This window comes from Flavobacterium sp. PLA-DH12 (assembly GCF_059511845.1).
On the sequence record NZ_JCAMPD010000007.1, the window covers coordinates 122,620 to 142,717 of the forward strand.

22 protein-coding genes are annotated in these 20,098 nt (G+C 33.8%); 12 read left to right on the top strand and 10 right to left on the bottom strand.

Features of this window, described 5'->3' with window-relative positions; translation table 11 throughout:
* Window positions 1-80: 80 nt before the first annotated feature.
* Together AC5ZCW_RS15045 and AC5ZCW_RS15050 are read right to left on the bottom strand one after the other, a co-directional pair.
* Window positions 81-605 carry a DUF4269 domain-containing protein gene (locus AC5ZCW_RS15045; protein WP_496120712.1) on the bottom strand — a complete coding sequence of 175 codons (525 nt, stop codon included), beginning with the start codon at window positions 603-605 and terminating at the stop codon, window positions 81-83.
* Complete coding sequence (locus tag AC5ZCW_RS15050; RefSeq protein WP_496120713.1) at window positions 598-2,130, bottom strand: glycosyltransferase family 39 protein; 1,533 nt, start codon at window positions 2,128-2,130, stop codon at window positions 598-600. Before AC5ZCW_RS15050 ends, AC5ZCW_RS15045 begins: the two co-directional genes overlap by 8 nt.
* Window positions 2,131-2,361: 231 nt before the next feature.
* Between AC5ZCW_RS15050 and AC5ZCW_RS15055 the strand changes: the two genes are divergently transcribed.
* A complete protein-coding gene (locus AC5ZCW_RS15055; protein WP_343542868.1) occupies window positions 2,362-2,781 on the top strand; it encodes a hypothetical protein in 420 nt (139 codons plus the stop codon).
* Between the two features lie 87 nt (window positions 2,782-2,868).
* Here the strand turns inward: AC5ZCW_RS15055 and AC5ZCW_RS15060 are convergent, their stop codons facing one another.
* A complete protein-coding gene (locus AC5ZCW_RS15060) occupies window positions 2,869-3,414 on the bottom strand; it encodes a DUF4494 domain-containing protein (RefSeq protein ID WP_343542866.1) in 546 nt (181 codons plus the stop codon).
* A 418-nt stretch (window positions 3,415-3,832) separates the two neighbouring features.
* On the opposite strand from AC5ZCW_RS15060, the gene AC5ZCW_RS15065 reads away from it, so the two are divergent.
* Window positions 3,833-4,075: a hypothetical protein gene (locus AC5ZCW_RS15065; RefSeq protein ID WP_496120714.1), complete on the top strand. Its 243-nt coding sequence runs from the start codon at window positions 3,833-3,835 to the stop codon at window positions 4,073-4,075.
* A 28-nt stretch (window positions 4,076-4,103) separates the two neighbouring features.
* Here the strand turns inward: AC5ZCW_RS15065 and AC5ZCW_RS15070 are convergent, their stop codons facing one another.
* Together AC5ZCW_RS15070 and AC5ZCW_RS15075 are read right to left on the bottom strand one after the other, a co-directional pair.
* On the bottom strand, window positions 4,104-5,042 hold the full coding sequence (locus AC5ZCW_RS15070) for a hypothetical protein (RefSeq protein ID WP_496120715.1): 939 nt from the start codon (window positions 5,040-5,042) through the stop codon (window positions 4,104-4,106).
* A gap of 88 nt (window positions 5,043-5,130) precedes the next feature.
* Window positions 5,131-5,670 carry a helix-turn-helix domain-containing protein gene (locus AC5ZCW_RS15075; protein ID WP_343542860.1) on the bottom strand — a complete coding sequence of 180 codons (540 nt, stop codon included), beginning with the start codon at window positions 5,668-5,670 and terminating at the stop codon, window positions 5,131-5,133.
* Window positions 5,671-5,859: 189 nt separating this feature from the next.
* Here AC5ZCW_RS15075 and AC5ZCW_RS15080 point away from each other — a divergent pair, with 189 nt between their 5' ends.
* Window positions 5,860-7,326 (top strand): glycoside hydrolase family 130 protein, encoded by a 1,467-nt coding sequence (locus tag AC5ZCW_RS15080; protein ID WP_496120716.1) that lies wholly within the window; start codon window positions 5,860-5,862, stop codon window positions 7,324-7,326.
* Window positions 7,327-7,547: 221 nt separating this feature from the next.
* On the top strand, window positions 7,548-7,790 hold the full coding sequence (locus tag AC5ZCW_RS15085; RefSeq protein ID WP_496120717.1) for a hypothetical protein: 243 nt from the start codon (window positions 7,548-7,550) through the stop codon (window positions 7,788-7,790).
* An 8-nt stretch (window positions 7,791-7,798) separates the two neighbouring features.
* Here the strand turns inward: AC5ZCW_RS15085 and AC5ZCW_RS15090 are convergent, their stop codons facing one another.
* Entirely contained in the window at window positions 7,799-8,701 is a 903-nt protein-coding gene (locus tag AC5ZCW_RS15090) for an EamA family transporter (protein ID WP_496120718.1), read from the bottom strand.
* 161 nt (window positions 8,702-8,862) lie between these two features.
* Between AC5ZCW_RS15090 and AC5ZCW_RS15095 the strand changes: the two genes are divergently transcribed.
* Window positions 8,863-9,321, top strand: coding sequence for an Lrp/AsnC family transcriptional regulator (locus tag AC5ZCW_RS15095; RefSeq protein ID WP_111377338.1), 459 nt, complete (start codon window positions 8,863-8,865; stop codon window positions 9,319-9,321).
* 70 nt (window positions 9,322-9,391) lie between these two features.
* Here AC5ZCW_RS15095 and AC5ZCW_RS15100 read toward each other — a convergent pair whose 3' ends face one another.
* A complete protein-coding gene (locus AC5ZCW_RS15100) occupies window positions 9,392-10,972 on the bottom strand; it encodes a tetratricopeptide repeat protein (protein WP_496120719.1) in 1,581 nt (526 codons plus the stop codon).
* A 435-nt stretch (window positions 10,973-11,407) separates the two neighbouring features.
* On the opposite strand from AC5ZCW_RS15100, the gene AC5ZCW_RS15105 reads away from it, so the two are divergent.
* The 7 genes from AC5ZCW_RS15105 (at window position 11,408) to AC5ZCW_RS15135 (ending at window position 18,346) form a co-directional block, all read left to right on the top strand.
* A complete protein-coding gene (locus AC5ZCW_RS15105) occupies window positions 11,408-12,634 on the top strand; it encodes a DcaP family trimeric outer membrane transporter (RefSeq protein ID WP_343542852.1) in 1,227 nt (408 codons plus the stop codon).
* A gap of 38 nt (window positions 12,635-12,672) precedes the next feature.
* Window positions 12,673-14,121 carry an aspartate ammonia-lyase gene (locus tag AC5ZCW_RS15110; RefSeq protein ID WP_343542851.1) on the top strand — a complete coding sequence of 483 codons (1,449 nt, stop codon included), beginning with the start codon at window positions 12,673-12,675 and terminating at the stop codon, window positions 14,119-14,121.
* A 21-nt stretch (window positions 14,122-14,142) separates the two neighbouring features.
* Complete coding sequence (locus tag AC5ZCW_RS15115) at window positions 14,143-15,213, top strand: type II asparaginase (protein WP_496120720.1); 1,071 nt, start codon at window positions 14,143-14,145, stop codon at window positions 15,211-15,213.
* Window positions 15,214-15,294: 81 nt separating this feature from the next.
* The gene (locus AC5ZCW_RS15120; protein WP_281631328.1) at window positions 15,295-15,774 is read left to right on the top strand and encodes a YybH family protein; all 480 of its coding nucleotides are present in this window, start codon (window positions 15,295-15,297) and stop codon (window positions 15,772-15,774) included.
* Window positions 15,775-15,811: 37 nt separating this feature from the next.
* Window positions 15,812-16,291, top strand: coding sequence for a hypothetical protein (locus tag AC5ZCW_RS15125; protein WP_496120721.1), 480 nt, complete (start codon window positions 15,812-15,814; stop codon window positions 16,289-16,291).
* A 77-nt stretch (window positions 16,292-16,368) separates the two neighbouring features.
* Complete coding sequence (locus AC5ZCW_RS15130; RefSeq protein ID WP_343542844.1) at window positions 16,369-17,439, top strand: hypothetical protein; 1,071 nt, start codon at window positions 16,369-16,371, stop codon at window positions 17,437-17,439.
* Window positions 17,440-18,040: 601 nt separating this feature from the next.
* A complete protein-coding gene (locus AC5ZCW_RS15135) occupies window positions 18,041-18,346 on the top strand; it encodes a hypothetical protein (protein ID WP_496120722.1) in 306 nt (101 codons plus the stop codon).
* A 276-nt stretch (window positions 18,347-18,622) separates the two neighbouring features.
* Here the strand turns inward: AC5ZCW_RS15135 and AC5ZCW_RS15140 are convergent, their stop codons facing one another.
* The 3 genes from AC5ZCW_RS15140 to AC5ZCW_RS15150 form a co-directional block, all read right to left on the bottom strand.
* Window positions 18,623-19,042, bottom strand: coding sequence for an arsenate reductase ArsC (locus AC5ZCW_RS15140; RefSeq protein ID WP_343542843.1), 420 nt, complete (start codon window positions 19,040-19,042; stop codon window positions 18,623-18,625).
* Between the two features lie 129 nt (window positions 19,043-19,171).
* Entirely contained in the window at window positions 19,172-19,645 is a 474-nt protein-coding gene (locus tag AC5ZCW_RS15145) for a DUF6428 family protein (protein ID WP_343542842.1), read from the bottom strand.
* Window positions 19,646-19,702: 57 nt separating this feature from the next.
* On the bottom strand, window positions 19,703-20,029 hold the full coding sequence (locus tag AC5ZCW_RS15150) for an ArsR/SmtB family transcription factor (protein ID WP_496120723.1): 327 nt from the start codon (window positions 20,027-20,029) through the stop codon (window positions 19,703-19,705).
* Window positions 20,030-20,098: the final 69 nt, after the last annotated feature.

A 20,098-nucleotide genomic window follows, 5' to 3' on the forward strand; every position in this document is an offset into this window, starting at 1 on the left:
GCAAAGATACACACTAAATACGGTTATGCAAATAATTTTAGTACTTTATTTTTTATAATTTTTATAAAAGACGACTTTTCTTAGATTTTATAATCCAATAATTCTTGGTAAACGTTTCCTTTTAAGCCTAATAGCGCGCCAAATGCAGGTTCGGTTTTTATACCGCTTTCTTTTAGTTTTATGATGGCTAATCTAAAGTTTTCGTCTCTAGAACGAAGAATCTGGTCTTCAATAAGCATATGTCTGTAGCCATTTTGAAGTTCGGTCGGAGTATTTTGTCCGAAGATTTCTATTTCGAAGGCCTCAATAAAGAAGTTTGCAACAACCGATTCCTTATTGTCAATCACAATTTCTCGAATCGAAAAACGGTTTTCTTTTTCGAATAAATGTTTAATTCTTTCAATAAAAGCAGATTTGTTTTGCCAATAACAGACAATATCCAAATCACTGTCTTCAATATCAATATCTATCGGAATCGTGCCAACCAAAATAGGATCAAACTCAGCAAGCTTTTCCAAAACGCCATGTTTGGTTAAAACATGAAATGCAGCTCGCTGTTTTGAATTTCCAGTTTCTAAATAAGATATATCTTTGAAATTAATCATTTATAATTTCGCTTTTTTCTTCGTTAATTTCTTGTTCTAATCTCTTATTGATATCGATTTTAGCTTTTGTGAAAACAAAAATTGTAGTTCCGTATTCTCTGGCGTATTGATTTGTTATTTGACCGCCAATAACAGCCGTTTCAAAATACGGACTTGTTTCTTTAAGCTCTTCATTGTTTTCGTCATATTCCTTAACACGAATCAGGTTTTTGTACTGAATGTTAAGATCAAACCAATTAAGGTAATCAGCGTTGAAAGAAACTGCTTTTATATCTTTTTTAGAATAATAATTAATGGCGCCCGCTTGTCCGTAATTATCGCAAAGCACAATAGTTTCTTTTTGGTTAGGCATTAATGCGTAAAGCGAATCTGTTTTTCTCGCCAATTCTTTCCAACCTAGCATATCTGCAAAATCCTGTGGCAAATGATGGTCTTTTCCGTCTTCCCAGCGCAGCATTCCCATTTTTTTGTATTTCTCGGGATGCGCCACTATATATTCAGGACTTTTGTTTGGAAAAGCAATGTTGTACATCGGAATAAAAAATAATAGTGGAAGTAAGATAAAAACGGGTTTTAGAAAACGTTTCCATCCATTGTTTAGAATTTCAGATAAAAATACAGTTCCAAAAGCAATATAAATGGGATATAATCCGATAGCGTAATAGGCCTTTGCTTTGAAATAAATAAAAATCAAAAGTGTGAAAATAAACGCCGCAAAAAACAATTGGTACTTTTTGAAAGGCTGGTAAAATAAAACGGCATAAAGTCCAGCTAAAATCACCAATAATCCTCCTATAAAAAAGAGAATCTGTTCTTTAAGAAAATTGGCTCGATCCACATTGACTAATTGTGTTTCGGCCAATTCTTTCATGTGGTGTACAATCGGAAAATGATTGCTGTACTGCCAGTAAAGATTTGGAAGAATTAGTATTAATCCTAAAACAAGAGCAAAATAAAATTCTTTTTTTGCCAGTATTTTTCGCTGTTTAGAAAGTAAAATAGCAGGAACTAATCCGAGGAATAAAAACAAAATATTGTACTTGTTCAAGAAACCAAAGGCGAAAGTTATTCCAGCGAAATAAATCCATTTTGTGTTTTCTGAAGTAATGTATTGTATGAGAAAATAATAAAATGCAGTCCAGCATAAAACATCGAAAGAATTGGGCTGATATAATGTGTTGAGACGAAGCAAACACGAAAACAAAACGCATAAAGCACCAAGGATTAAAGCATAAAGATTTCCTTTTAAAAGTTCTATGCTTTTCCAGACAATTAAAAGCGTCAATGCGCCAAATAGGGCAGGGAAGAACTTGATCCAGAAAACCGAATTCCCGAGGAGATAAATAATATACGAAAACCAAGAAGTAACAGGCGGAACAGATAAATAGCCCCAAGCCAAATGATGCGCCTGATCGAGATGCAGATATTCGTCACGCTGTAAATCGTATTCTGGACTAATTAAAATATATTGGAGGATGAATTTTAAAACTATAAATCCGAATAAAATTAGGTTTCTTTTGGTCATATAGATTTTGGTTTCTTAGGTTTCTTGGGCTTTTGTGTTGTAAGTGGTTTCAAATCAACACGTAATTCTGTAGCTAAGATAGAACTTATTTTGATTTTAGAATATTCGGGATGTTTCTGAGCAAAATGCTGTAAAGTGCAGGTATTTAGATATTTATAGTTTTAAGATGTCAGTTGAATTAACATTTTTATTACCTTTAGTATCAAGCAAATAACTTTAAAAGAAAATACCATGAAAAAGAAATTATTGATTTTAGTTGTCTTTTTAGGGACAATTTCATTTACAAATGCACAAAGTATAGGAGACGTTACAAAAGCGGCGAGTAAGGCGTCGACGGCAGCGGTACCAGGTTTTGATGTTGCTAGTTTAGCGAATCAGGTTATGGGGGTTTTATCTCCAAAATTAAAATTAACAGATGCTCAAAAACCGGTGGTAAATTCATTGGTAAATGAAACTCTAAACAAAAAGAAGAATATTTTGCCTACAATGGCTACTGATAAGGCAGGTTATACTTCTAAAATGACTACCACTAGAGAGTCGTTTATTTCAAAAATGAAAAAAAATATTAGTCCAACACAATTTGATGCACTTACGGCTTTATTGCCAAAATCGGCTTCGGCGGTAACACCATTGGCAAAAATGCTCTATTAAAATAGCATGAAATAAAAAAAGCAAAATAGAAATCTATTTTGCTTTTTTTATTTTTAGTCTTTTAGAAAAGTCTTGAATTTTAAAGTCTTATTCCTCGACAGTTTCAAATTCCATGTGATCAATTATTTCTGCTTCTGGCTTTTCTGGTTTAGAAGCTTTTAAGGTATTGAATCTTTCCAACATTTCTGTTTCGCCTTCTTCACCACTGAAATAAGGGAAAACATCCATAATTGGTGTTTCTGTAATAGCAGGAATAGAATATTCGCCCATTGTATTTTTCATTATGTGAAGTGTGTTGTCATAAGCTTCACGAACGTCATTTGCCTGAACTAGCATATACATGCTCGTTTTTCTTTCCTTACCGCTTTCTTCATCATAGGCGATTAAAGTGATTTTAGATTTAAACCATCTGTCTGCATTTTCAAAAGGATGAATTTCGGCATAATTTGCCACTTTAATAGCCGTGATTTTAAATTCTTCACTCGTATACGCGGCCATTTCTTCGGTCATTCTTTTTTCAGCTTCTGTATAAGACAAAGCATCAACCAAATAAGGCTCGGTTAAAACTTTTTGTCCTCCAGTTTCATCTGTCTTTCTATATTTTACTTTGCATTCGTACCAAATTGCGCTCATCTCTTTTTAAATTTTAAGGATGCCAAAGATAAATCTTACTGCAAAATAATTAGTTAAATCTTCAAATAGATATTCACAATTTTAAATGATTTTTGCTAATGTTTTGAGATTCTGAAAGTTGTGTTTTTTAATGGTAAAAATGATTTGTAATCACATTCATTCTTTTCTGTTTTGCTTCAAAATTAAAAATATTTTCTTCCTGTTTTTAATTTAAATATTTGTAATTCAATTGTTTATTTTCTTGTTTTAAAAATTAGCAAAAAAATAGGAAAATTTCTAAATCCAAAAAATCAATTTGTTCGTAAGTACCAATAACAATGGCTGGGGATGAGGTTGAATTCAAATGGTATTGGTTTTTGGAGCATATTGAATTCTTGCATTTCCAGCAATTGTTTTTATAAATATTAAAAATAAAGGTTTGGGAAAATTAAACGTTCAAAAGTTAAAAGAGACTTTAAAATATCTGGAAAGCAAACAGCGTGAATTAAAAAGACAAAATCAAGATGACACGCGAAGCCTGGAATCGATGATTAAATATTTAAAAAAAGATATGATGGAGCAGCACGATTTGTCTGATCATCATCAATTGATAAAACAAGAAATCAAAGACACTGAAGCTTTTATAGAAAATGTCAAAAACATCATCAAAATCAATTCTTAAAACCGTTTAATATTGTAGAATTTTACTTTTATTCCAATTTAAATTTTTCGTTTTTGCAATCCAGAATCAGTTTGTGGTTCAGAAATAGTTTGTTGCCAATCATTCCCTGCATTCCCGAACGTTTCATTAAAAATTTTTGCAGATCTGAAGTGCCTTCAACGTAAGTAACTTCAGAAAGGTTTATGATTGTTTTTTGAAATTGTATTTTTTTTTTCGCGGAAGCGGAATAAACAATTAAAGTATTGCCCCACGAATTTCCTTTTTCTGTTTTTACAGCGCTATTTTTATTGCTGTATTCCCGCCAGATTTCTTTTGTAGTAATCAATTCATAACCACTGGTTCCAGAATCGTAAAGCAGTTTTAATTTTTTATTTTCGATGGTAGACGGAATAAGAATCTTACGTTTTTTAAATTCAAAATCCACAAAATCATCTTCTTGAATTTTTTCGATAAAAGAGCATTGATTATTTTTAAAATCTAAAATAGTAATTCGTTTTTCTAATAAATCGGTTCCAATTGTACCAATTATATTTACGGCTTTTAAATCGTCAAAATTTATTTCTTCGCCATAATTCAAAATTTCAAATGTATCTGAAATTACATTCATATTTTCGATTGTGAAAGCAGTAGAAATCGACATGTTTTCATTATCAATTTTCGGCTGATTTTGAAATTTTTCAGCAATAGATTCTAATGATTTTTTGTAGAAAACAGTAATAGGCGAACCCGAATCAAACTGCATGTAAAATGTCCAACTAATTCCTTTTATTTTAACAGGTAAAAGCAAAGCAGAATGCGAGTTGTCGTTGCTTGAAATCCATTTTATTGGAATTTTTTCTGCAATTCCCGAAACCTTCAAATAGTTTTCTGGGGGAGTGAATTTCTTTTGGAAATAAAAATATCCTCCCAACAAGAATAAAACGATAACAATTAAAAATACGAATGCAATTTTCTTAAATAATTTCATGGTCTGTTTTTTCTGCAAGATTCGGATTTCGATTCTGATTTTCGTGAAAAAACAGTACGACAGTTTTACGTCATTTTTATGACTTGCTTTATAAGAAGTTGTTTTTCAGTTTGATGGCCAGTTCTTGTTTTTGGTTTAAACAGATTCCATTTATAATGACAATCAATAGTTTTAAGCTAAGAATAGTAATTAATGGAATTATAAAAAGCGGAAATTTTAAAGTAAATGAATTTTGAATAAACGGACTTGCAATCATTAAAACCGAAAGAATAAGACTTAAAACAATTTGGAGACTTAGAATTTGTTTGCCTATTTCTTTGTTTGTTGAATCTTGGGTTTTATACGTTAAAATTAAAGGAAAAATAACGCTTCCAAACGGAATAATAAGTCCGGATAAAACAGAAAGATTAATTAGTTTGGCTCTTTCGATTTGGATGTTTTCTTTTTTAAAAGTAAGATTTTCTGGATTGGTTTCTAGAGCTTCGGCAAGTGTTTTTAAAGTAAAACCTTTGAGCATATTTCCAGCTTCAATTCTCTGTATAGTTCGTAGTGAAAGACCCGATTTTTCGGCAAGTTCATTTTGAGTCATGTTTTTTTCTTCTCTCAAAAATTTAACTTTATTCTTCATTGCTTTAAGTTGCTGGTATAAAAACGAAATTAAGAAAAAACTTTTGAGAAAATTGGTTAAAGAGAACTTAGGATTATAGACCAATTCGAAGTTTTAATAAAAAATTAAGTTTTTTACTTTAACAAAAATCACTAACTTGTTGTGTAATAAAATATTCCTTTAATGTTGCAGTCTTAAAATTTCCCAGTTATGCGAGTATCCGTTGTCCGAAAAAATGTAAAGTTTTTGCCCGATTCAAGAAGAGTTGTTGCCCGATATTTTATGAACGGGCAGGAAAGGACCCAGCAAATGATACTTCGGATAATGATGCTGGATGAGAAACAGGTGCTGCAGACTTTGGAGCAGACGCTTCGCGAATTTGCGAGAAGACATCGAAATATTTCGGCTGTATTCTTTAGACACTGCGAAAGAATAAGACCAATTATAGAAGGAATGCAGATTGATTATGAAGCCATGTCTCTAGACCGAAAAATGCTCATTGGGTCTTACTGCACGATGGAATATGCCATAGAATCGGCTGCGATTTTTAATCCTTCTGTTGTAGAAGATTTTGATCAGACAGGGTTGGAAATGGGAGAAAAACGGGTTATAATTTCTTTTCGTGCAACGGGAGAAGGCCATATCTCATCGATTGTTTTTAGAAGAGCCATTTTAGATCGCGACAATAATCTGCATATCATGAAAATAGGAAATCATATTGATCAGGCAGAAATTGAGCATAAAACATTATTTAATAAAGAGCGATTTTTGACCAAGCTGTATGAAATGCATACAACCGATAAATATATTGCTCAGATTATGCAGGATCTTCCTGATGAATTTGAATTTGCTGTTCTTAAAAACATGCTGATTGAGGCTTTAAAAGATCCTTTGATTCGCGAAGAAAGAAAGGTGGCGCTGGAAGAAATTTTGTGGCTGGCAAATTCTTTTTACGATTTGCAGTTCAAACATGACTCGGATATAACGGAACGCGTCATTTTTCCGATTTCTGATTCTGAAAGTCGCGGAATAGAAGATGCTCGTTTTGTACGTTTTGTTGATGATAACGGTTCAGATCGTGTTATGGCAACTTATACAGCTTATAACGGACACACAATCCTGCCTAAATTAATTTCTACTGAAGATTTTTATAGTTTTAGAGTTATGCCACTTCATGGCGAAGGGGCACAGAATAAAAATCTGGCGTTGTTTCCGAGAAAAATAAAAGGCAAATATGCCATGCTGGCCAGAATTGACGGCGTGAACAATTATATTATGTATTCTGATCGTGTCACGCAGTGGAACACGCCAATCCTTTTGCAAAAGCCTAAATTTACTTGGGAATTGACTCAGATAGGAAATTGCGGTTCTCCATTATGGACAGAAGAAGGTTGGCTTGTTATTACGCATGGAGTTGGTACAATGAGACGTTATTGTATTGGTGCTTCATTATTTGATCTTGATGATCCTTCAAAAGAAATAGGGAGGCTTACAGAACCGTTGCTATCTCCTTTGGAAGATGAGCGAGAAGGATATGTGCCAAATGTAGTGTATTCCTGTGGAGCGATTATTCATAACAATAGTTTAATTCTGCCTTATGCTGTATCAGATTATTGTTCAACTTATGCTGTGGTAGATATGGTAGAATTATTAGAGGCGCTTAAGAAAAGTAAGTGAGATTTGTGTTTTAGTTAGCATTTATTGAAGGTTATATGTGTTTTTAGCAAGTTTATAATCTTTAAAAATTAAGCCAATCTTAAGATGAAAACAGGTATAAATACGGGTTGATAAATTCCCGAAACTTTATACATTCGCCGAAATTGAAAAACTGATTAACCCCCTTAATATTGGTTTTTTTTAGAAGTATTAGCAGAGATTACGAACAAACGGCTAAAACAATGAAATTTGTAAAAGGACAAGAGGTAACCTACACAGCAATAAGTGGGAGATCTTACAAGGGAACCATTATCGAAAGAAAAATGGATTTAAAGAAAGGGTTTATCATAAAATCGACTTCAAAAGAAAGAGATTTTCATTATCTCATTGAAATACAAAAAAACGGTGCAGCAGAGAAAATTCTATGTGCCGAAAATCATCTTAAATTATTGGAAAAGAAAAAACGAGCCAACAGCTTAGTCTAATGTGCTGATTAACATATTGCAGTTTCGTTTTGAACTACTTTTTCTTTTTTAGCTTTCGAAATGTTAAGATAAACAATCGATCCCAACATTATTGCAATTCCAACAATTTGTAGAAAAGTAACTTTTTCGCCTAAAATAATATGCGCACAAAAAACCGCAGCAGGCAATTCCAGCGTTAATAAAACCGAACTCAAACCAGCACCAATTTTAGGCATTCCGACGGTAAAACATATTGGCGGAATCACGGTACCAAATATGGCTAAAAATGTTCCCCATTGCAATAATCCAAAATCTAGATGCGTGCTTTTAGTAATGGCCTCGCAATTAATTAAAAATATAATCATTGCTGAACCACTGGTCATTAAAGCACTTTTTTCGAACATTGGTGTTTCTTTTCCTATTTTACTGGTAAAAACAATGTAAAGTGTATAAAGTAATGCTGATAATAAACTCAATGCCACCCCTGTAAAAGAAATGTTGGCATTGCTTAAGTCTAGAAGATTTCCTGCCAAAACAGTTCCTAAAATGATGAAAAGTGCTGATCCTACCTCAACCGTATTTGGCCTTTTCTTAAAAAATATCCAATCAACCAAAATGCTGAGCCACGTAATCTGCATTAATAAAACAATTGCCAAAGAAGCAGGAATATAGGCTACAGATAAATAATAGGTATAGGCAGAAGATCCCATTGTGGTTCCTGCTAAAAGTAAATTCCAGTTTAACGCTAGTTTATGTCCGTTTTTGAGCTTTCTAAAAATTACGATTGACCATAAAATTATAGTTCCAGCAAGTGCTTGCGTTAAAGTAATTTCAGCAGGCGAATAACCTTCTCCATAAGCGATTTTAGCAAAAGAAGAAAGCATTCCGAAACTCAATGCGCCTAGAGCAACAATGATAATATATTTGTTCATTTTGTTGTTTTGAAATATGTTTTGTACGGTCAAAAGTATTAATTGATGAATAATTATCGATATATTTAAATTAAATATGTATTTATTCCTTTTATGTTTGCTTTTTTCTGACTTTTGTCCTGAATTAAATTATTTTTTATACTTTAACTGGAAAAAATCCGATGCAAGAATTAAGCAAGCAAGAAATAGAGTTACTTCGAATCCTTCAGGAGAATGCAAGATTTGATATTACAGATTTGACCGAACGACTGAACATGTCGAGAACTTCGGTTTATGACCGAATTAAAAAACTCGAAAACGAAGGTTATATTAAAGATTACGTTGCGATAATAGATCCGAAAAGGGTAGGGTTAAATTTTACGGTCATTATAAACGTTTCGCTAAACAGTCAGCGTTTAGAACTTGTAGAAGAGTTTTCGCGACAAGTTGCCGCACTCGATGAGGTTGTTGAAGGGTATGTAACGGGAGGAATTTTCGATTATGTTCTGAAAGTTGTGGTGAAAGACCCAGAATCGTTTAACGATTTTATTAGAAAACTTTCAGATATTCCGAATATTAGTAAAGTGCAGAGTTCATTTGTAATGAGCTACATTAAGCAATCTACTAAATTACATTTTTAACTTAGAAATAAATAACTACGTAAAGCGATTATCTGGCTTTACATAGTTTTCTATTCGATTTGCAGAAGAATTAAAAGTTATCTTTTAGCCCAATTCTTTTTAAACTGTAGATGATTTTAAAAACAATTTCATCAGAAAACATAAAACAGGAAATCGTTTCTTTTATTTCTGTCGCAGTTTGCGGCTGTAGTTCTAGAAGGTTATTTAGATATATTTTTGCTTTTGCGTCTTCACTAAGCAGCGATAATGAAACGGCTTTTAGTAAAGGATCCCAAATAGTCTCTTCAAAGTCCATTTTTTCTGCCCAGTATAAAGACTTTTGATATTCTTTTTTATGGATGTAATAGTACCAATATCCAACATTAATCCACCACGGATGCGCAGGGTTTGCATGTACAGCATTTTCTAATAAATTAAATCCCTTTTCAAAGTAGCCTGCAAAAATCAATACACAGCCAATTCCTGCTGTTACACCAGAAGAATTAGGATTTATTTTCAGGCATTGTTCTGCGGTAGAAAGACAGTCGTCCTGATCTTTTTTAAAGCAGTTTATAATAGTCAGCGCATACCAAGCCTGTTGGCAATTGGGATCAATATTTAAGGCTTTTGTAATGCAGTGGTTGCTTTTCTCAATTGTTTTTTTGCAATTGTCTAATCCTAGGGCAATAGAAGCCAAATGCATTTCGCCCAGCATGGCCCAAGCAATTGCATGGTTTGGATCCAACTCTACAGCTTCGGTTAAATTGGATAGAGCATTAGCAAAATTTTCAATAGAATAAGAACGCTGATATTCATGATAACTGCAAATTGCCCTTAAAATACCAGAATTGTTTGATATTTTAGATGGCGCTGTTTTTACCATTTCATTAAAAATAACACCATAGTAACCGCCCATGGTAGAAACAATATCTTTTACTATTTCATTTTGAATTCTAATGCCATCATCTAGGGTGGCAGGAGTAAACAATTTGGTCATAATAAACTTGCCAGAAGAAGGGTTTATCAGATTAATTCTTATTTGCAGTTTGTTGCTAATAATTTGAATATGCCCTGTAATAATAAAATCGGCTCCAATCAAGTTGGCGGCTTCTAGAATATTTTCATTAATTTTTGAAATGATATCAGACGGGAAATGACCTATTACGGAGATATCCTGAAAACGGGAAAGTTCGGCACTGATTTCTTCGGAAAGAATTTGGGAAAAGGCCTCTAAATCTGGGCGCTGATCAATTGTTTTAAAAGGGAATACGGTAATAACAGGATTGCTTTTATTGGTAACAATTGGAAGATCAAGAGGTCTCAGTTTATTATTATGAATAAATTCAGGAACATAACCGCCCTTTGGAACATGAATAATAAGGGGATTGTCTTTTCCGTCAGAAGAATAATATTCAGTAAGTAATTTTCTTAATCGTCCTGCATGAATGCGAACCATGGCATCATCATGGGGATTAAAATGGGAAGGCCTACTTAACGCATTTACCGCTATAGAATATTCTTTAATAAATTGCTGCCTTTGATCTATAGTTTCTGTGACAATATAGCGCAGAAAATTGCTTAAAAGCGTTGAGTTCTTAAAAGAATAGAATTTTAATACATTTTCCAGCTCATTATAAATTTTATCCGAGGGGATTTTTTTTGTAGACTCCATAATAAATTATTTGAAAATTATTAATGTCAAAAAAAAGTCACTGGGGCGTATAAAATGTTAAAGACCAAATGTTTATGATGTTATAAATTTATGAAAATATTTAACATGTTAGTATTATTTATCTGATATTTTAACGGTTAAATGTAACGGTTAATAACTCTAATGATGCAATTGTATTAATTATATTTGTTTGATAATCAGGTAAAAACTGGGTTTTGTTTCTTTTTTTAACCAAAAAAGACTGTAATGTATAGGTGTTGAAATTTTTGCATTCCCATACTAAAAGCTTTTAGGATCAGATGAAAGCTTTTAAGGTGAATAAAAATTCGTACTGAGAAATATCAATTTTTTAAAATAAAATGACTTTTATTTTAAGCCAGGACTGCAAAAATCAGATTAAAAGTTGTATCCCATAATAAACAAACTATAATCATTATGAAAAAAAGGTTTTTGCAAATGACAGCTATGAGGCATTGTGTCCTCATAATTTGTTTTCTCATTTCTGTTTTTGTTCAGGCTCAAGATGAAGGGAATAAAAGCATGGAAATATACGGATTTATTATGACCGATATTGGTTATAATTTTAATCAGATACAATCAGATTGGTATGATGTGGTAAGACCGACAAAACTTCCTGCTTATAAAGACCAATACGGACCAGACGGCAGTTACTACGCTTCTGTGCGCCAAACCAGATTAGGATTTAAAAATTACTTTGATACAGGAATTGGCGAATTAAAAACTCATTTTGAATTCGAGTTGTTCGGTACAGGTGTCGATGCCGGACAAACTACCTTTCGTTTGCGTCATGCTTATGCTGAGTTAGGAAAATTTGGTGCTGGACAAACTTGGAGCCCTTTTATGGATATTGGCGTATTCCCAAATTCACTCGAATATTGGGGACCAACCGGAATGGTGTTTTTTAGAAATATTCAGATACGTTATATGCCAATTCAAGGCGATACTCGATTAACGATTGCATTAGAAAGACCAGGAGCAAGTGCCGATCAGGGAGATTATGCAAATCGTGTGGAATTGCAAGGAGTAAAGGCAAGATTTCCGCTGCCAGATCTTTCGGCAGAATACCATTATGGCACAAGATGGGGTTATATTGAATTAGCAGGTATTTTGAGAAAAATCGAATGGAAAGATATGAATAACGATCAGTACAATTTGTCTGGTGATGCTGTAGGCTGGGGACTTAATTTAAGCACCAATATCAATTTTAGCGAAAATGATGTTTTTAGAGGGCAGGTTGTATACGGAGAAGGTATACAAAACTACATGAATGATGCTCCTGTTGACATTGGTATCAAAAACAATTTTGGTAACCCTGTAACTCCCGTAAAAGGTGTTGCGCTTCCTCTAGTTGGTGTTGTCGCTTTTTTAGATCATACTTGGAGTGACAAGTTTAGCACTGCAATAGGATATTCTATGATTGATATTGACAACTCAGACGGACAAACAGATGATGCCTTTAAAAAGGGACAGTACGTTTTGGGAAACCTTTTGTTTACTCCTGTAAAGAATTGCATGGTCGGAGTTGAATTTCAGTGGGGTAACCGCGAAAATTTTAATGACGGATGGAGTACTTCAATAAATAAAATACAGTTTTCTTTTAAATATAATTTTTCACAATCATTTTATAAAAGAATTCAGTAAAAGCCTTTTGTTTTTTAATTAATAAAAAAAAAGAAAATATGTGTAAAACTGTACAATACCTGCTATTGTTCGGATTGTCTTTAGGCATTCTTAATGCTCAAACCCGAACTGAAAAAGATCTTTTAGGAGAAAAACAAATCCCAGCAAATGCTTATTACGGTGTGCAGACAGCACGTGCGTTAGAAAATTTTCAGATAAGTAGCTTGACTACGCAATCTTATCCTGATTATGTAAAAGCTTTTGCAATGGTTAAATTAGCAGCGGCACGCGCCAATGCTGATGTCGGCCGACTTAAAAAAGATAGACTTGCTGCTATAGAAAAAGCTTGCCAAGCTGTAATTGACGGCAAATATCATGATCAATTTTTGGTCGATTTGTATCAAGGTGGTGCTGGTACTTCTGCCAATATGAACGTAAACGAAGTTTTGGCCAATATTGCATTGGAACTGAGCGGTCATAAAAAAGGAGAATATCAATACATCGAACCTCACGATGATCTTAATATGGGACAATCGACAAATGATGTGTACCCAACAGCGATAAAAGTGGCGCTGCTGCTTCATAATGACAAACTGCTTAAAGAGGCAGATCTTTTGGCTAAAGCTTTCCATAAAAAAGGTGACGAATTTAAAGACATCCTAAAAATGGGAAGAACCGAAGGGCAAGATGCTGTACCAATGACGGTTGGCCAGGAATTTCATGCCTTCGGGAATCAGCTTGACGCAGAAATTAGTGCTTTAAAAAAGGCAGAAGTTTATTTATGCGAACAAAATATGGGAGCTACTGCAATCGGGACAGGAATTACAGCTTCTCCAGGTTATGCTGAAAAAGTAGCTGCGCATTTGGCAAAAATTACAGGAAAACCAATCGTAATGAGCAAAGATCTTATTGCAGCCACAACCAGCCAACAAGGGTTTGTAATGTATTCTTCTACACTTAAGAGCATGGCAGTTGCTTTGGCAAAAATAAGCAGCGATTTGATCATTTTGGCTTCTGGTCCTCGTACCGGTTTTTTCGAAATCAATTTGCCTGCACTTCAGCCGGGATCTTCAATTATGCCGGGAAAAGTAAATCCGGTTATGCCAGAACTGATGAATCAATTATGTTTTAAAGTAATGGGGAATGACTTGACTGTAACAGTTGCCGCTCAATCTGGTTTATTGCAGTTAAATGCTTTTGAACCTGTTCAGGCTATTGCTATGATGGAATCTCAAGGATTATTTTTTAAAGCGATGCCATTGTTTAGAAAAAACTGTATTGATGGCATTACAGTAAACAAAGACGTTTTGGCGCATTATATGGATAGAAGTGTTGGTGTTGTAACAGCTCTAAATCCTATTCTAGGTTATGAAAAAACAACTGAATTGGCCAAAGAAGCACTAGCAACTAATAAAGGAATCTTAGAACTTATACGCGAAAAGAAATTGCTGACAGAAGATCAAATTAAAAAACTGCTTGATCCAGCAACTTTAACAGGTCAAAAATAATCTTCAACCTAAAAAGACAAAATGATGAAATTAAATATCAACTTTTACAAAAAAATACTTTTACTGCTGATATTGTCACTAAATGTCAGCATGTTCGGACAGGCTAAACCTAAAGTGCTAATATTGGCAACAGGCGGAACAATTGCAGGTTCGGCTAAAACTGGAGTGCAGTCCGGATATACTTCGGGCCAGGTTACTATTGATGCAATGGTAAATGCAATTCCGGATGCTTTAAAAGTGGCAGATATAAAAGGCGAACAAATAGCGAATGTTGGATCACAGGATATGTCATTTGAAATTATGCTGAAAGTAGCTAATCGAATTAATGAATTAGCCAACAGCAACGATGTAGACGGTTTTGTAATTACGCACGGAACTGATACGATGGAAGAAACGGCCTTTTTTTTAAATTTAACCACAAAAACAGATAAACCAGTAGTGCTTGTAGGATCAATGCGTCCGTCAACAGCGATTAGTGCAGACGGACCTTTAAATCTTTATAATGCGATTGCTGTAGCTGGCGATCCTAAAGCAAAAGGACGCGGCGTGCTTTTGGTGATGAATGATTGGATTCATTCGGCACAATCTTTAACAAAAGTGAGTACAACGGCTGTTCAGACTTTTATGTCTCCGCTTCGTGGACTTATCGGTATAACTTCTTACGGAACAAACGATTTCTTTAATTACCCTAGTCAAAAATTTGGAAAAAACTCAGAATTTGATGTAAAAGGCGTTAGCTCTTTTCCTCGTGTAGATATTATTTATGCCGATGCCGATATGAAGCCAGATTTAATTGATGCTTCGATAGAACGTGGCGCTAAAGGAATTGTAATTGCTGGGGTTGGAAACGGAAATATGAACAAAGCTTCGCTAGATGCTTGTGCAAGAGCCAGTAAAAAAGGAATTATCGTAGTTCGAAGCACGCGCGTTGCAACTGGACTTGTAAGCCGTAATGTAGAATGCAATGATGATGAACTTGGACTTATCGCTTCATACGCTTTGAATCCGCAGAAATCTAGAATCTTATTGTCGGTAGCATTATTGAAACAAAGAAGTTTAACAGAACTCCAAAAGATATTTGAAGAGTATTAAAAAGACCTGTGTTTACAAACAAATTTTAGAACCTGTTTGTAAAAGGAAATAATCTTATATCAACTTGAAAATTAAATGTATATGAAAAATAAAATAATTACAAGAGGGGTTCTTGCAGGATTCTGTGTTTTATTGATTTCCTGCAATACAAAAAAGGACGAAAATACTGTAATTGACTTAAAAGAAGTTAAGAAGCAAATTCAGGCGAAAGAAAATGAATATGCTGCAACATACAATGCTGGCCAGCTGAAAGAGATTGGGTATTATGCAGACGATGCAATAACTTTTTATCAGAACAGGCCACCGATTATTGGTAAAGAGGCGAGATATGAATTTTTAAAATCAGATTTAACTAATAACACCAATACAATATCATTTGAAACCAAAGAAGTTTTTGTTTCTAAAGACGGTAATATGGTTGTAGAAATAGGATATTATAAAGTAACAGATTCTACCAAAACGCCAATTAATACTGGAAACTACATGAGCTTTTTCGAAAAAAGAGATGGCAAATATGTGTGCGTAAGAGACATGAGCGCTTCTGATGGAATGATAGAGTAACTAGCCTTTTTGCACAATAAACCTATAAAATAAAAATATGAAAAAAATACTATTTGTACTGTCATTGGCTTTTGGATTAAATGCCGTAGCACAGACTTCTGTTGACGAAATTAATTTAATCCAAGACCTTTATGGAAAATCGAAAGCCGATGTAGTCGAAGAATACTTAAACTTATCTGATGCGCAAGCTGCAGCATTTAAACCTATTTATGATAAATACGAAACAGAACGTAAAACCTTAAGCAAGCAAAAGATTTTGATTTTAGAAGATTACGGAAAGAATTATGCCACTTTGAGTGACGCGAAAGCAACAGAATTAACTTCAAAGAATTTGAAATACAATCAAGAATCTGAAAAACTCCTTGCTAAAACACATTCTAAATTGGTAAAAGTTATTGGTGGAATCAATGCAGCAAAATTTGTACAGCTTGAGCAGTATTTACAAGTAACTATACGAGCAGAGATTCAAGATGTTATTCCTTTTATTGGAGAATTGGATAAAGCCAAAAAACATTAGCCGATTTCTGGGTACAGAGTAGAAAGTATAGAAAGAATCATTTTCTACTCCTCTTATTAATATTTTATACTCTTACTATGATAAAGATATTTACAAAATATTTGACAGTCGCATTAATCATGTCTGCCCAGTTGATTTTTTGTCAAGCTGAAAATGATGGTCCAGAACTTGGGCTTCCTGGCGACAATCTTGATTTATATGCTGTGATGTCCTTGTTTCAGAAATCAAAAACTATTGAGGAATTTGAAAAAAATCTGAATCTGGAGAAAACAGGAATCAATAATCTGGATTTGAATCTGGATAAAAAAGTAGACTTTATAAAAGTAGTCACAAAGAAAAACGGTAATTCGTTTACGTTTATTCTTCAAGTTGCCGTAAACAAGAACGAAAACCAAGACGTTGCTGTTATTTTGGTCGATAAAGACAAAAACGGAAAGGTAAAAATGCAGATTGTGGGCGATGAGCTGCTGTACGGAAAAGATTATGTCATTGAGCCAGTTGCTAAATCATCTCCAGCAAAAACAGCAAATCCTGCCTATACAGGAGATGAACCCGTACAAAGCTCGCCAGCTGTAACTGCAGTTGTGGTAGAAACGGTGCCAATTGTGCAATATGTATATTCACCAGCTTACGTTCCGTACTATCCACCATATTATTACGGATTTTATCCGCCTTATTTCGCTGCTTTCACTGTAATGGCAGTAGGAATTTATCGTCACAACCATTATTACCATCATCATGGTTATCATGGCGGGCACTATCATGGTGGACATAACAATGTATATATTAATAACAGAAACAGTTTTAATAATTACAACAACAATAGGTCGAGATCTACTACAGTGCGAGACAATTCGACCAATAATAGATACAATAGTAATCGGGGCAATTCGCGTCCTTCTGCGAGCACACGACCATCAGCAGGAAATTCCAATCGTGCAGGAAATACAAGTGCATCTGGAAGAACGAGACAAAGTGCATCACCAAGTGCAGGGACTTCAAATCTTAATAGAGGAAGTTCTTCAGGATCCAATTTTAATAGAGGCGGAGGTGCTTCGTCAAGACCAAGCGCTGGCCAAATGGGAGGAGGCTCTCGTAGTATGGGAGGCGGTGGCTTTGGCGGCGGAGGCGGCGGAAGAAGAAGATAAACGGCGTTTTTTATAATGTTTCATCAGAAAAAATGCGTAAGTCCTTTTTGGGTTTGCGCATTTTTGGTTTTTAGTATTTGATGAGGTTATATTTAAAAATATGTACAAGATTTTTGAAGCAACTCATTCCGTAGGAATGTTTCATCGGTAGAAACGAGATTTGAATCAGGAATATACGTTCCGCAGGAACGTCTCATCGGTAGAAACAAGATTTGAATCAAGAATATACGTTCCGTAGGAATGTCTCATCGGTAGAAACGAGATTTGAATCAAGAATATACGTTCCGTAGGAACGTCTCATCGGTAGAAACGAAATTTAAATCACGATTACACGTTCCGTAGGAACGTTTGATTGGTAAAATTTTCGCAAATCAGGTGTCCCTACAGGACACATTGCAAAACAATATCATTTTTTTCTACCGACGAGACGTTCCTATGGAACGTATATTTCTGATTCAAATCTCATTCTGTAGTAAGGTCGTTTTGAGTAGAATTTTTATCTAAAAAGTGTATTTATTTTGCTGGTTATCATATAAGATAACCGATTAGTGAAAATATATTATGACATTTGAATTATTGAAAATGATATAAAATTCAAAGAATGAAAGCGACAGAAATAGAGTACCTAAAAAAACAATCAGCTCAATATTTAAATATTTTAAAAACGGCTGATAAAGGTTATTATGCAGAACTCAATGTTTTAAATTACTCCGAATTAGGTTGTGTGATAACAAATATGCTTAAACTGTGTATTTTGGCATTAGAAAATGATAATTATAAAAAACCTTCAATAGATGTTAGATTGGTTTTGGAACAAGCGCTTCAATTATTTCCAACAGATGAAATGGAATTGTTGGATATCATTAATGAAATGCAGATTAAAGAATCTTATGCTGAGGTTAAATAAAAAAGCTCCAAAGAAACCTGGAGCAATTCATTCCGTAGGAATGTCTCATCGGTAGAAACGAAATTTAAATCACGATTACACGTTCCGTAGGAACGTCTCGTTGGTAAAAATTAGCATGAACCATGATTATACGTTCCGTAGGAACGTTTGATCGGTAATTGTTTCGCAAATCAGGTGTCCCTACAGAACACAATGTAAAAACATATTTTTTTTCTACCGATGAGATATTCCTAACGGAATATAAAATGTCGCTATTGATGCTAGCTGGCAGAAATTTTAATTTAAATTTTCTGCCACAAAGTTTTTGCAATACTCTTTTATCAGCTCTCTAACGCTTCTAAATTGTTCCATAATTTCATCGTCTGTTCCTGTTGCTTTTGCTGGATCTGGAAAATTATAATGAAACTTGACTGCCTTTGTTGGGAAAAACGGGCATCGCTCTTTAGCATTATCACAGACTGTAATCACAAAATCAAAATCGATATTTGCATATTCATCAATATTATTTGATGTGTGATTTGAAATGTCTATTCCGTCCTCTTTCATTATCGAAATAGCTTTTGGATTAACGCCATGAGTTTCTACACCAGCGCTATAAACCTCAGCATTATTTCCAGCAAAAAACTTCATGTAACCTTCGGCAATCTGACTTCTACAGCTGTTTCCTGTACAAAGTATTAGTATTTTCTTTTTCATATTAAACAAATAGCCAAATGATATTTATAATGCAGAATTTTGGTTCAAAACCAAAAATAAGCTGTAGTAAAATAACAGATGAGGTTATTACAATTGGTTTTTTGTATTTAAAGATTTGCCACCTCATTTTTAGCAGCATCCTGAATTTGGAGTACAGCAAGAAGCAGTGTCGCTGGTTAATTGGGTAAGATTGATCTTTTGTTTTTCTGCTGGAATTCCGCAAGCATCTTGTGCTAAACAAGCCGTTGTTTTATTTTTTAGAATAAACGTTTTTCCGTTAAATTCTAAATCATATTTGCCAATTGTATTGCTTTGGTATTCTACTTCAATTTCTAAGTCTTCGATATTTAATTTATCTTCAGACAGCTGAATAATGTTCAATAGTTTATTAGGTTTTAAACGATGTTCAAAATCGTTAGCATCCCAAAGCTGAAAGTTTACTGCTTTTTCATTTCTGATTACGCCACCGCAATCAATAAAATTTTTAGTAACTACTCCGACTTCTGTTACATGAAAATGTTCTGGTACAAAAGTTCCATTTTCTAATTGAAATTCCACATTATCTAATGTTGGTAAAATCTGTTTTACTTCTGATAATTTCATTTTGTTTTATTTATTTGTTAATTGCAATATTGCGATATAATGGGGCAAAAAAATGTTTTAGCAACATTTTGATTTTGAAATAGTTTGTGTAATGTTTAAAAAATAGGAGTTTAAAATATCGATTGTTTTTTCGTCAATACAATAGCAAATAGCATTTCCTGAGATATTTCCTTTTATAATGCCAGCGTTTTTTAGCTCTTTTAAATGCTGAGAAACTGTAGGTTGGGCAAGAGGCAATTCGTTTACAATATCGCCGCAAATACATTCATTCACTTTTAGTAAATATTCGATTATAGCAATTCTTGCAGGATGCCCTAATGCTTTAGCAATTGTAGCAATTTGATTTTGTGCGTCTGTAAAATGTTTCGTCTTAGTTGCTCCCATATTAGATTATATTAATATTGCAATATTACGATATAGTTTTTAGATGATGAAATTTTTAACAGATTAATT

Coding starts and splice junctions, on each gene's coding strand:
- AC5ZCW_RS15050 (WP_496120713.1), bottom strand. CDS start 2,130: ATGACCAAAAGAAACCTAATTTTATTCGGATTTATAGTTTTAAAATTC.
- AC5ZCW_RS15090 (WP_496120718.1), bottom strand. CDS start 8,701: ATGAACAAATATATTATCATTGTTGCTCTAGGCGCATTGAGTTTCGGA.
- AC5ZCW_RS15115 (WP_496120720.1), top strand. CDS start 14,143: ATGATGAAATTAAATATCAACTTTTACAAAAAAATACTTTTACTGCTG.
- AC5ZCW_RS15130 (WP_343542844.1), top strand. CDS start 16,369: ATGATAAAGATATTTACAAAATATTTGACAGTCGCATTAATCATGTCT.
- AC5ZCW_RS15070 (WP_496120715.1), bottom strand. CDS start 5,042: ATGAAATTATTTAAGAAAATTGCATTCGTATTTTTAATTGTTATCGTT.
- AC5ZCW_RS15150 (WP_496120723.1), bottom strand. CDS start 20,029: ATGGGAGCAACTAAGACGAAACATTTTACAGACGCACAAAATCAAATT.
- AC5ZCW_RS15110 (WP_343542851.1), top strand. CDS start 12,673: ATGTGTAAAACTGTACAATACCTGCTATTGTTCGGATTGTCTTTAGGC.
- AC5ZCW_RS15135 (WP_496120722.1), top strand. CDS start 18,041: ATGAAAGCGACAGAAATAGAGTACCTAAAAAAACAATCAGCTCAATAT.
- AC5ZCW_RS15085 (WP_496120717.1), top strand. CDS start 7,548: ATGAAATTTGTAAAAGGACAAGAGGTAACCTACACAGCAATAAGTGGG.
- AC5ZCW_RS15060 (WP_343542866.1), bottom strand. CDS start 3,414: ATGAGCGCAATTTGGTACGAATGCAAAGTAAAATATAGAAAGACAGAT.
- AC5ZCW_RS15105 (WP_343542852.1), top strand. CDS start 11,408: ATGAAAAAAAGGTTTTTGCAAATGACAGCTATGAGGCATTGTGTCCTC.
- AC5ZCW_RS15075 (WP_343542860.1), bottom strand. CDS start 5,670: ATGAAGAATAAAGTTAAATTTTTGAGAGAAGAAAAAAACATGACTCAA.
- AC5ZCW_RS15120 (WP_281631328.1), top strand. CDS start 15,295: ATGAAAAATAAAATAATTACAAGAGGGGTTCTTGCAGGATTCTGTGTT.
- AC5ZCW_RS15145 (WP_343542842.1), bottom strand. CDS start 19,645: ATGAAATTATCAGAAGTAAAACAGATTTTACCAACATTAGATAATGTG.
- AC5ZCW_RS15100 (WP_496120719.1), bottom strand. CDS start 10,972: ATGGAGTCTACAAAAAAAATCCCCTCGGATAAAATTTATAATGAGCTG.
- AC5ZCW_RS15125 (WP_496120721.1), top strand. CDS start 15,812: ATGAAAAAAATACTATTTGTACTGTCATTGGCTTTTGGATTAAATGCC.
- AC5ZCW_RS15055 (WP_343542868.1), top strand. CDS start 2,362: ATGAAAAAGAAATTATTGATTTTAGTTGTCTTTTTAGGGACAATTTCA.
- AC5ZCW_RS15140 (WP_343542843.1), bottom strand. CDS start 19,042: ATGAAAAAGAAAATACTAATACTTTGTACAGGAAACAGCTGTAGAAGT.
- AC5ZCW_RS15095 (WP_111377338.1), top strand. CDS start 8,863: ATGCAAGAATTAAGCAAGCAAGAAATAGAGTTACTTCGAATCCTTCAG.
- AC5ZCW_RS15045 (WP_496120712.1), bottom strand. CDS start 605: ATGATTAATTTCAAAGATATATCTTATTTAGAAACTGGAAATTCAAAA.
- AC5ZCW_RS15080 (WP_496120716.1), top strand. CDS start 5,860: ATGCGAGTATCCGTTGTCCGAAAAAATGTAAAGTTTTTGCCCGATTCA.